The 12,421-nt window shown below is 65.3% G+C and carries 4 protein-coding genes; 3 read left to right on the forward strand and 1 reads right to left on the reverse strand.

Annotated elements, in window-relative coordinates; all coding sequences use genetic code 11:
- Positions 1-45 precede the first annotated feature (45 nt).
- From AC1DPX_RS34525 to AC1DPX_RS34535, 3 genes are read left to right on the forward strand one after another with little or no spacing between them, the layout of a single operon-like run.
- Complete coding sequence (locus AC1DPX_RS34525; protein ID WP_477242443.1) at positions 46-1,419, forward strand: efflux RND transporter periplasmic adaptor subunit; 1,374 nt, start codon at positions 46-48, stop codon at positions 1,417-1,419.
- A complete protein-coding gene (locus AC1DPX_RS34530) occupies positions 1,416-4,550 on the forward strand; it encodes an MdtB/MuxB family multidrug efflux RND transporter permease subunit (protein ID WP_477242445.1) in 3,135 nt (1,044 codons plus the stop codon). Before AC1DPX_RS34525 ends, AC1DPX_RS34530 begins: the two co-directional genes overlap by 4 nt.
- Positions 4,547-7,831 (forward strand): efflux RND transporter permease subunit, encoded by a 3,285-nt coding sequence (locus tag AC1DPX_RS34535; protein WP_477242447.1) that lies wholly within the window; start codon positions 4,547-4,549, stop codon positions 7,829-7,831. Before AC1DPX_RS34530 ends, AC1DPX_RS34535 begins: the two co-directional genes overlap by 4 nt.
- Before the next feature lie 18 nt (positions 7,832-7,849).
- Here the strand turns inward: AC1DPX_RS34535 and AC1DPX_RS34540 are convergent.
- Positions 7,850-12,421: beta strand repeat-containing protein (locus AC1DPX_RS34540; RefSeq protein ID WP_477242449.1), on the reverse strand; the 4,572-nt coding region annotated here is incomplete at its 5' end.

Raw genomic sequence — 12,421 nt, forward strand, 5'->3', positions numbered from 1 at the left:
GGGTCGTTTCGGTCATATTGGTCGATGGGGGTGAGAGATGCCGCCATGGATCAGCAATTGGAAATCCCCCTGCAGACGACCGTCGCGCCACGCCGTTCGCGTGGCTGGATTCCGTGGCTGATCTTCATTGCCATTGTCGCCGCGACCGGCGCCTATCTCTATCAGCGTCCGCATGTCGAGGCGAGGCAACCTGGCGGCAGGCGCGGCGCGCCGACGACGATCGGTGCGGCCGCCATCGAAAAGGGTACGATAGACGTCACCCTCAACGCGCTTGGCACGGTGACGTCGCTCTCCACCGTCACGGTGAAGCCGCAGGTCACAGGTCCGCTCCTCCAGGTGAATTTCAAGGAGGGCCAGGACGTCAGGAAGGGCGACCTGCTTGCCGAGATCGACCCCCGCCCCTACCAGGCGGCGCTCGCCCAGGCCCAGGGCCAGTTGGTGCGCGACCAGGCCATGCTCAGGGATGCCCAGCTCGACCTCGCCCGCGACCAGAAGCTGGTGGCGCAGGGGGCGGCGACGCCGCAGACCCTCGACGCGCAGGTTGCCCTTGTCGCGCAGGACCAGGGCTCCGTCCAGGTCGACCAGGCGATGATACAGACCGCCACCCTTAATCTCGACTATTGCCGCATCCTGGCTCCCGTCGATGGACGGGCCGGCCTGCGCCAGGTCGATCAGGGCAACTATGTCACCCCCGGCGATGCCAACGGCATCGTCATCATCACCCAGGTGCAGGCGATCAGTGTGCTGTTCACGGTGCCCGAGGATGAATTGCCCGCGATCGCGCAGCGCATGCAGCAAGGCGCCACGCTGCCCACGTCGGCTTTCGATCGCGCCGGAGCCAAGAAACTCGCCGACGGCCAGCTCGAGACCTTCGACAGCCAGATCGACCCGAGCACCGGCACCATCAAGCTGCGGGCGGGCTTCGCCAATGAGGCGCGCCTCCTCTATCCGAACCAGTTCGTCAACGTCGCGCTTCTGGTCGACGAGCACAAGGACGTGGCGATCGCGCCGATCGCAGCGATCCAGCGCGGCCTGCCCGGCACCTTCGTCTACCTGGTCAATCCCGACAGCACGGTCGCCGTGCGCAAGGTCACGCTCGGTGTCACCAATGGCGAACGCGTCGAAATCCTCGCCGGCCTCAATCCCGGCGACCGCGTCGTCGTCGACGGTGCCGACAAGCTCCGCGACGGCGCCCATGTCAACATTCAGCAGGACGGCCAGGCGCCGGCCTCGGCACAGCCCTTGGCCCCCGCACAAACACCTCCGCAGACATCGGCTGCCACGCCCGTCGCCGGGACAACGCCTCAGGGATCGGCACCTGACCAGCCCGTATCGGATACGCAGAAGCCGGACGATACGGGCAGGCACAAGGGCCAGGGCCGCAAGCACCGTCACGCGGAGTCCGGGCAGCAGCAATGAGCCCGTCGCGCGCCTTCATCCTGCGGCCGGTGGCGACATCGCTGTTCATGGTCGCCATCATGCTGTCGGGCCTGCTGGCCTACCGCTATCTGCCGGTCTCGGCCCTGCCCGAGGTCGACTATCCGACCATCCAGGTGCAGACCTTCTATCCCGGCGCCAGCCCCGACGTCATGACGTCCTCGGTCACGGCACCACTGGAGGTCCAGCTCGGCCAGATCGCCAACCTCAACCAGATGAACTCCGTCAGTTCGGCAGGCTCCTCGGTCATCACGCTGCAGTTCAGCCTGGCGATCTCGCTCGACGTCGCTGAACAGGAGGTGCAGGCCGCCATCAACGCCGCCGGCAATCTCTTGCCGGCCGACCTGCCGGCGCCGCCGATCTATGCCAAGGTCAATCCGGCCGACGCGCCGGTGCTCACCCTCGGCCTGACCTCGACCACCATGCCGCTGCGCGACGTGCAGCAGCTTGCCGACACCAGACTGGCGCAGAAGATATCGCAGTTGCCGGGCGTCGGCCTGGTCAGCCTCAGCGGCGGCCAGCGCCCCGCCGTGCGCGTCCAGGCCGATCCGCGCAAGCTCGCCGCCTATGGCCTCAATCTCGACGATCTGCGCACCACTTTGGGCAGCGCCAACGTCAACACGCCGAAGGGCAATTTCGACGGACCGTCGCGCGCCTACACCATCAACACCAACGACCAGCTGAAGAGCGCCGACGAATACCGCTCGCTGATCGTCGCCTATAAGAACGGCGCGCCGGTGCGGCTGAGTGATGTCGCCGATGTGGTCGACGCCACCGAGAACAACCGGCTGGCGGCCTGGATGAACGGCACGCCGGCGATCATCCTCAACATCCAGCGCCAGCCGGGCGCCAATGTCATCGACGTGGTCGACCGCATCAAGGCGCTGCTGCCGCAGCTCCAGGCCTCGCTGCCGAGCGCCGTCGACGTCACGCTGCTGACCGACCGCACCACGACGATCCGCGCCTCGGTGCGCGACGTCGAATATGAGCTGACGCTGTCGATCATCCTGGTCGTGCTGGTCATTTTCGTCTTCCTGCGCAGCGCGCGCGCCACGCTCATCCCGAGCCTTTCGGTGCCCCTCTCGCTGGTCGGCACGCTTGGCGTCATGTACCTGTTCGGTTTCAGCCTCGACAATCTGTCGCTGATGGCACTGACCATCGCCACCGGCTTCGTCGTCGACGACGCCATCGTCGTCATCGAGAACGTCGCGCGCTATGTCGAAGAGGGCGCGACACCGCTAGAGGCGGCGCTGAAAGGGTCGCAACAGATCGGCTTCACCATCATCTCGCTGACCGTGTCGCTGATCGCCGTGCTGATCCCGCTTCTGTTCATGGGCGATGTCGTTGGCCGGCTGTTCCGCGAATTCTCCATCACGCTCGCCACCACCATCCTGATCTCCGCCGTGGTGTCGCTGACGCTGGTGCCGATGGCCTCCGCCAAGCTGCTCAAACCGGTGGCGGCGGTGCGCGAAAATGCCCTGCAGCGCGCCAGCCGCGACTTCTTCGACTGGGTGATCCGCGGCTACGGCCGGGCGCTGACCTGGGTGCTCGACCGCCAGACGCTGATGCTCGTGGTGGCGGCGGCGACCCTGGTGCTGACGGCCGCCCTCTATGTGGTTATCCCCAAGGGGTTCTTCCCGGTGCAGGACACCGGCGTCATCCAGGCCATATCAGAGGCGCCGCAATCGATCTCCTATGCCGCCATGGCCGACCGCCAGCAGCAGCTGGCCGCCATTATTCTCAAGGATCCCGATGTCGGCAGCCTGTCCTCCTTCATCGGCGTCGACGGCACCAACACCACGATGAATGTCGGCCGCATCCTGATCAACCTCAAGCCGCATGAGGAGCGCAGTGCCGACATCACGCAGGTCATCGCGCGGCTGAAACGGGAAGCCGCTTCGGTGGCCGGTGTGACGCTCTACATGCAGCCGGTGCAGGACCTGACCATCGACGGCCAGCTCAGCCGCACCCAGTATCAATTCGAGCTGCAGGACGTCAATGCCCACGAGCTGGGAGAATGGACGCCGAAGCTGCTCGCCAGGCTGAACACGCTGCCGCAACTCGCCGATGTCGCCAGCGACCTGTCGAACAGCGGCCTTGCCGTCTTTGTCGACATCGACCGCGACCAGGCCGCCCGCTTCGGCATCACGCCGGCGACGGTCGACAACGCACTCTACGATGCTTTCGGGCAGCGCATGGTCTCGACCATCTACACCACGTCAAGCCAGTCCCGAGTCATTCTGGAGGCCGCCCCGTCCGAACAGGATTCGCTCAAGGCGCTCTCCTCGGTCTACCTGCCGTCGTCGACGGGCGGCGCGCCGGTGCCGTTGTCGGTGGTGGCGACCACCCATGTCGCCACCACGCCATTGCAGATCACCCATATGGGGCAATTCCCCGCCACCACCGTGTCGTTCAACCTGGCGCCCGGCGTCTCGCTCGGCGAGGCGGTCACAGCGATCCAAAAGGCGCAGGCCGACATCGGCATGCCGCTCAGCATCATCACCAGCTTCCAGGGCGCGGCGCGCGCCTTCCAGGCCTCGCTCGACAACACGCTGTTCCTGATCCTGGCGGCGGTGGTGACGGTCTACATCGTGCTCGGCGTGCTCTATGAGAGCTTCATCCACCCGATCACCATCCTGTCGACGCTGCCTTCGGCCGGCATCGGCGCGCTGCTGGCGCTGATGATCGCCGGCCAGGACCTGACCATCATCTCGATCATAGGCATCATCCTCTTGATCGGCGTGGTCAAGAAGAACGCCATCATGATGATCGACTTCGCGCTGGACGCGCAGCGCCATGAAGGCAAGACGCCGCGCGAGGCGATCTACCAGGCCTGCCTGCTGCGCTTCCGCCCGATCCTGATGACGACACTGGCGGCGATGCTCGGCGCACTGCCGCTGATGCTCGGCACCGGCGTCGGTTCGGAACTGCGCCATCCCCTGGGCGTCTCCATCGTCGGCGGCCTGCTGCTCAGCCAGTTGCTGACGCTGTTCACCACGCCGGTGATCTATCTCTGGTTCGACCGCCTCGCCGCCCGCCTGCGCGGCATCGAACCCAATCTTGCCGGTGCCCCCAATCTCCCCCGCATTCCGGGAGCAGACGGCAGGCCATGAACCTGTCGGTCCCCTTCATCCGGCGGCCGGTGGCGACGACGCTGCTGACCTTCGGCCTGCTGGCGGCCGGGCTGGTGGCGTTTCCGCAATTGCCGGTGGCGCCGCTGCCGGCAGTCGACTACCCCGTCATCTCGGTGTCGGCCTCGCTGCCGGGCGCCAGCCCCCAGGTGGTTGCGAACACCGTCGCCAGCCCGCTCGAGCGGCATCTCGGTGAAATCGCCGACGTCAACGAAATGACCTCGTCGAGCAGCGTCGGCAGCGCCCGCATCACCTTGCAGTTCGGGCTGGACCGCGACATTGACGGYGCCGCGCGGGACGTCCAGGCGGCGATCAACGCCGCCCGCGCCGACCTGCCGTCCAGCCTGCGCTCCAACCCCAGCTATCGCAAGGTCAATCCCGCCGACGCCCCGATCCTCGTCCTGTCGATGACATCGGACACCCTGTCCAGGGGCCAGCTCTTCGATGCCGCCAGCACCGTGCTGGCGCAGAAACTCTCGCAGGTCGACGGCATCGGCGAGGTGTCGGTCGGCGGCAGCTCGCTGCCGGCGGTCCGCGTCGAACTCAACCCGCAGGTGCTCTATGACTACGGCATCGGGCTGGAGGATGTGCGCGCGGCCCTCGCCTCGGCCAACGCCCACAGTCCAAAGGGCGCCATCGACGTCGGCGACCAGCGCTACCAGATCTACGCCAATGACCAGGCCAACCAGGCGGACGCCTATCGTTCGCTGATCGTCGCCTACCGCAACGGCGCGCCGGTCCGGCTTTCGGACGTCGGCCAGGTCAATGATTCCGTCGAGAACATCCGCAATGCCGGTCTCGCCAACGGCAAGCCGGGCGTGCTGATCATCCTCAACCGCTCGCCCAACGCCAACATCATCGCGACGGTTGACCGGGTGAAGGCGCTGCTGCCGACGCTGCGCGCCTCGATCTCGCCGGCCATCGACCTGTCGCTGGCGGTCGACCGCTCGACCACCATCCGCGCGTCGCTGAGCGAGGTCGCGCAGACGCTGATGATCGCCATCGGCCTGGTGATCCTCGTCGTCTTCGCCTTCCTGCGCGACGTGCGTTCGGCGCTGGTGCCGATCGTGGCGGTTCCCGTATCCCTCGTGGGCACGCTGGGCGCCATGTACCTGATGGGCTTCAGCATCGACAATCTGTCGCTGATGGCGATGACGGTGGCCACCGGCTTCGTCGTCGACGACGCCATCGTCGTCTTGGAAAACATCGCCCGCCACACCGCGTCCGGCATGGGCCGCATGGAAGCCGCCATCAAGGGCTCCCAGGAAGTCGGCTTCACCGTGCTGTCGATGAGCCTGTCGCTGATCGCCGTCTTCATCCCCATCCTGCTGATGGGCGGCATTGTCGGCCGACTGTTCCGCGAATTCGCCGTCACGCTGTCGGCGGCGATCCTGGTCTCGCTCGCCATCTCGCTGACCACCACGCCGATGATGTGCTCGATCCTGCTGCGCCCCGAGGGAGAACGCGAGCACGGCCGGCTCTACCGATTCAGCGAGAGCATCTTCGAGGCCATGCTGAGCCTCTATCGCCGGTCGCTGTCCTGGGCGCTCGACAATCCGCTGCTGATCATGGCGGTGCTGGCGGCAACGCTCTGCCTCAATGGCTATCTCTATGTCACCATCCCAAAGGGCTTCTTCCCGCAGCAGGACACCGGAAGGCTGACCGGCTCGATCCAGGCCGACCAGGCGACCTCCTTCCAGTCGATGTCGCAGAAGCTCAGCCAGTTCGCCGGCATCGTCAGCAAGGATCCGGCCGTCGACACCGCGGTCGGCTTCACCGGCGGCGGCCAGACCAATTCAGGCTTCATGTTCGTGTCGCTGAAGCCGCTGGCCGAACGCAGGATCTCGGCCGACCAGGTCATCGCCAGGCTGCGGCCCAAACTGGCCGTGGTGCCCGGCGCCACGCTTTTCCTGCAGGCGGTGCAGGATATCCGCGTCGGCGGGCGGCAATCGAACGCGCAGTACCAGTACACCTTGCAAGGCGACAGTTTCGATGAACTGGCGGAGTGGGCGCCGAAGCTCGCCGCCGCGCTGCAGACAGAACCCAGGCTCACCGACGTCAACTCCGACCAGCAGAACAAGGGCCTGGAAGCCGACGTCACCATCGACCGCGATACGGCGACGCGCCTTGGCATATCAGCCAGCCAGATCGACAACACGCTCTACGACGCCTTCGGCCAGCGTCAGGTCTCCACTATCTATGTCCAGCGCAACCAATACCACGTGATCATGGAGGTGGCGCCGCAATACTGGCAGACCCCGGACGGGCTGAAGAAAGTCTACATCAGCACATCGGGCGGCTCGGTGCATGGTTCGCAGGCAAGCAATGCGGTGGCCGGCACATTCGTTGTGTCTGGCCACGCCACCACGGCCCAGTCGGTCGCCGCCGACGCCGCGCGCAACCAGGCCAACAATTCCATCACCAGCACCGGCAGGACGGCGGCCTCGACCGGTTCGGCGGTCAGCACCGGAGCCGAGACCATGGTGCCGCTGTCGGCCGTCGCGCATTACGGCCCCGGCAGCACCCCGCTATCGGTCAATCACCAGGGCCTGTTCGTCGCCACGACGCTGTCGTTCAACCTGGCGCCGGGCGTCGCGCTCAGCGAAGGCGTCGCGGCCATCAACGCGGCCGCCGACCGCATCGGCATGCCGGCCACCATCCATGGCGGTTTCCAGGGCACGGCGCGCATCTTCCAGGACTCGCTCTCCGACCAGCCGTTGCTGATCCTTGCCGCGCTGATCGCCGTCTATGTCGTGCTCGGCATTCTCTACGAAAGCTATGCGCACCCGCTGACCATTCTGTCGACCTTGCCGTCGGCCGGCGTCGGCGCCTTGCTGGCGCTGACCCTGTTCAACATCGAGTTCTCGATCATGGCGCTGATCGGCATCATCCTGCTGATCGGCATTGTCAAGAAGAACGCGATCATGATGATCGACTTCGCGCTCGCCGCGGAGCGCACTGAGGGCAGATCCGCGCATGACGCCATCTACCAGGCATGCCTGCTGCGCTTCCGCCCGATCATGATGACGACCATGGCGGCATTGTTCGGCGCCGTGCCGCTGGCGATCGGCCTTGGCGAGGGCGCGGAACTGCGCCAGCCGCTCGGCATCGCCATCGTCGGCGGCCTCATCCTGAGCCAGATCCTGACCCTCTACACGACGCCGGTCATCTACATCTATATCGACCGCTTCGGCCGCTGGTGCCGGCAATTGCGCCCGGCGATGCCGCGCTTGCGGACGCTGCGCCCGCAACCGGGCGAATGAACGCCGCCGAACAGCCTCCTATTGCACCGAACCGGCGCTACAGACAGCCGCGATCTCGCCGATATTCTGGCAGATGGCGGGACCGCTAAGGCGCGGATCTTCGACCAGCGCCTGCGTCCCGCCAGCGGCTGGCTGGCCGGTGAAGAAGACCTGCGCAGGCTGCCCCCCGCCATGGGTGGTGGCGTTGTAGGCGACAATGCTGGCGGTGTCGGCTGATTGCACCACATCAGAACTCCGCACCACCAGATCGGCGCCGATATAGGTCAGGTCGTAATTGGCCGAGGCGGCAAGGCTGCCCTGCCCGATGGCATAGCGGCCCGGCGCGCTTGCAGTGGTCGCGTCGGTCGAGAGCGATCCGGTCAGCGTGTCGCTGCCAACCAGTCCCAGCCCGCCGATCGTATAGGTGAGCGGCGGATTGGCCGCGCCCTGCGCCCGGCTTTGCGCTTCGGCGATAACGGTGATCGCCCGCTTGCCGATGGTGAAATCCGCGCCGGCATAGGTGATGTCGTAGTTCGCGTTGGCGGCGTTGGTGATGGTGCCCTGGCCGATCCCGTAGCTGCCGACATCCTCACCCGAAGCGCGGTCGAGCGCGCCGACAAGAGCCGTGCCGCTGCCAAGATTGGAGACGGTATAGCCAAGCGTCGGTTCGGCATTGCCGTAGATCTTGCCCTGACCGGCATTTGCGGTCACGGCGATCGCCCGTTTGCCGATGGTGAAATTGCCGCCGACATAGGTGATGTCGTAATTCGTGTTGGCGGCATTGGTGATCGTGCCTTGCCCGATCGCATAGGTGCCGACAGTCTCGCCCGCGCCGCGGTCGAGCCCGCCGACCAGGGCGGCGCCGCTGCCAAGGTCGGAGAAGCTGTAGCCGAGCGCCGGATCGGCATCGCCATAGGTCTTGCCCTGGCCGGAACTGGCCGTGACGGTGACCGTGCGCTTGCCGATGCTGAAATCCTTGCTGACGAAGGTGATGTCATAGTTCGCGTTGTCGGCATTCGTCAGCGTGCCCTGCCCGATCGCATAAGTGCCAGCATTCTCGCCCGCCGCGCGGTCGAGCGCACCGACCAGCGCCGCGCCCGTGCCGAGATCCGAGTTGGTGTAGCCATAGGACGACGGATCGGCATCGCCATAGGTCTTGCCTTGCCCGGAGTTCGCCGTGACGGTGACGGCCCGCTTGCCTATGCTGAAATCCTTGCTGACGTAGGTGATGTCGTAGTTCGAATTGGCGGCATTCGTCAGTGTGCCCTGGCCAATGGCGTAAGCGCCGACATTCTCTCCAGAAGCGCGGTCGAGCGCCCCGACCAGCGCCACGCCGGTGCCGAGATCCGAGTAGGTGTAGCCATAGGACGACGGATCGGCATCGCCGTAAATCTTGCCCAGGCCCGAATTGGCCGTGACGGTGACCGACCGCTTGGCGATGGTGAAATCGGCGCCGACGAAAGTGATGTCGTAGTTGGCATTGGAGACATCCAGCGTGCCTTGCCCAATGGCGTAAGTACCGACATCTTCGCCCGAGACGCGGTCAAGGTTGCCCGTCAGCGTCAGACCGCCGAGATTGGAAACCGAGTAGGTGTAGGCGGCCGGGTCGGCATCGCCATAGACCTTGCCCTGCCCCTGATCGACGGTGACGGTGATCGCCCTTTTGTCGATCGTGAAGTTGGCGCCGACATAGGTGATGTCGTAGTTTTTGTTGTTGGCGTTGGTCAGCGAACCCTGGCCGATCGCATAGGCGCCGGCGTTCTCGCCGGCGTCACGGTTGAGTGAGCCCGCCAGTGCGACGCCAGTGCCGAGATCCGAAACCGTATAGGTGTAGGAAGCCGGATCGTCATCGCCATAGGTCTTGTGCTGACCGGGATCGGCCGTGACCATGATTGCCCGCTTGGCAACGGTGAACAATCCGGCGCTGTCGAAAGCGAGTCCGTAGCCGGTCGAGGCGACGAGATCGCCGGCATCGATCGTAATCGTATAAGTCCCGGCTCCGAGTTGCTGAGTGGCAAGCGTGAGTGGGGGTGAGAGAGACGGCGCGCCGCTGAAGGCAGTTGCGGCGCTGTCGCCGAGATAGGCGTTGGCCACGCCCGCCTGATAACCCGATACCGTGTAGGTCAATGTCGGCATGGCGGTGTCGCCGTAGACCTTCGAAGCATTTTGGGAGGTGAAGGTCAGCGTCGGCTGGTAGGCAAAGACATAGCGGTTGCCGCTCACACTCACCGTTGCGCCGGCCGCCGTGTTCCACACCGCTGTGTTGCCGCTGTTGAGGTTGCCGAAAATGTTGGCGGTGGGTGCTGCCGCATAGACCAGCCAGCGCCCGCCGGTGGCGGTGACGGCATCGCTGCCGCGGCCGTTGATGAACTTGCCGCCTGCCGCCAGCACCGGATTGGTTCCACTCACCTTGGCGCTTGCTGCGATCGTCAGGTCGCCTGATGTCTGCAGCTGGACCTGCCCTGTTGTGTTGGCGCCGGTCGTGGTCAGGCCCCGCGCGCTGGCGACGCTGCCGACGGTCAGTCCACCCAGATCGACAAGATTGACTGATCCCGCATTGCCGGCAACCGTGCCGACCTGGTTGCCGGCATTGGTCAGGCTGAAATTGCCCGTGCCGCCAAGCCACAGCGATCCCGCCGCCAGGCTGCTCGTCTGCGAAACCGCGCCATTCGACGACAGCGCCAGTGTGCCGCTGCCGATCGATATCGCCTGGTCGAGCGCAAAGGTCGTCGCCGCCGTCTCGATCTGCCAGTTGGCAAAGGTCAGGCTGCCGACATAGGTCGAGCCGACCGTCGCCGCGGCAGCATCTTGCAGCGCCGAGAGGGATGTGATCGAGCTGTCTGCTTCATCGAGACGCCAGTTGCCGTAGACGTTGAGGTTGGAGACGTTGCCGCCCGCTGCTAGCCCGGTGCGGAACGTCACGCCGTTCTGAGCCCCCGAACTGTTGTCCGGATGCGGATCAAGGACCGTGTAGGCGAGCACGCTGTCCGTGATCCAGCCGGTCGGCACGGCGATGTAATAGTAGCCGTTGACGCCTGTGGTGACCGTGCCGATGTCGACGCCATTCGAGACACCCGTCACGAAACCGGGATTCTTCACATAGACAGGCTGGCGCGTGCCCGATGATAGCGGGGTGACACCACTGTCCTTGTAGGCGATGCCGGAGATGGCCTGCACGCCGTTCGGATAAAAACTCTTCAGATAGGGATAGAGACCGCCGGTTCCGCCGCCGAAAGCCGCGCTGAGCGCGGTGGCGCCGCCCCCTTGCAGCTGCGCCGTGGTCAGGCCTGTGCTGGTGACACCGGGCGTGCCGCCGCTGCCCACGCCCGTGGTCGTTCCCGAGGTGGTGGTGTCGAAATAGACATTGGTAACGGTCCCCCAGGAAAAGCCAACGCTGCCGCCGATGCCGGTGGCGCCCATCGTTCCGTTCACGGCCCCGGTCGAATAACCGTCGCTGAGCGAGCCCAGATTCAATCCGACCAGGCCACCGGTCTTGTCGCCGCCGAGAACCGAGCCGCTGGCATAGACCTGGCTGATCGTGCCGCTGTTGTAGCCTGCAATGCCACCGACGTTGTTGGAATCGCGCGATTGCACCGCCACCGTCGAGAACGACCGGGTGATCGTGCCGTAGTTGGTCCCGACCAGGCCGCCGGAGCCGCTAACGCCTTCGAGGTAACCGCTGGCCCAGACGCCGGAGATCATGCCCTTGTTCAAGCCGGCTATAGCGCCGGTGTCATACGAGCCGCTTGTATAGCTGTCGACCAGGCCGACATTGCGCACCACGCCCGAGCCGCCGATATAGCCGAACAGGCCGACATAATTGGCCGGGATCTGCCTGACCCAGATCTGGTTGATGATGTGGCCAAGACCGTCGAACGTGCCGTTGAAGCCGTTGCCGCCGTTCTGGATATTTGTGTTGCCGTCAGTGCCGAGGGCCGTGAACCCCATCAAATTGTTCCAGGAATAGGTGGAACTGGCCTCGATGTCGTTGGCGAGCGCGTAGCGACCGTTCAGCCCGCTGTTGATCGCCTGCAGCTGGTTAATATCGTAGATCAGTGTGTAGCCCTGCCCGTTGACCGACAGTGCCTGCGCCCCTTGCGTGCCGGTGAAAGTGGCCGAGGCGCCGAGCGCGTAGGAGATCGTGCCGCCGGTGCCGCCATTGTTGGTGACCAGCGACAGGCCGCCGACGCCGCCGATCGTGGCGTTCGCGTTGAAGACGATCGAATGATAGGCGCTGAGCGTCAGCGTGTTGGCGCTCCAACTGATCGGCGCGGCGATGGTGATGTCCCCTTGCTGCGAACCGCCGCTGCCGGTGGAGATGGTGACGTTGGCTGTTGCGAGCAGGTTCTGCAGCGTGGTGACATTGATGACGCTGTCATTGGTGTTGGCGGTCATGCTGCCGCCGGTGTTGCCGGCGGCGTTGGAAATGGTGACGTTGTAGGGATCGAGCAGAAGATCGCCAGTGTCGCCGAAGCGGGCGCGAAGGTCGACCGAGCCGGTGAAGTCGAGGCGCTGCTTGCCCGACACTTCCGTGAAGCCGCCATTGCCGTTGTCCTCGCCACCGCGCGCGGAAATCTTGCCGGCGAACTTCGTCTGTTCGTCCGACCAGAC

The sequence above is a fragment of the Mesorhizobium sp. 01N446 genome (assembly GCF_056399285.1).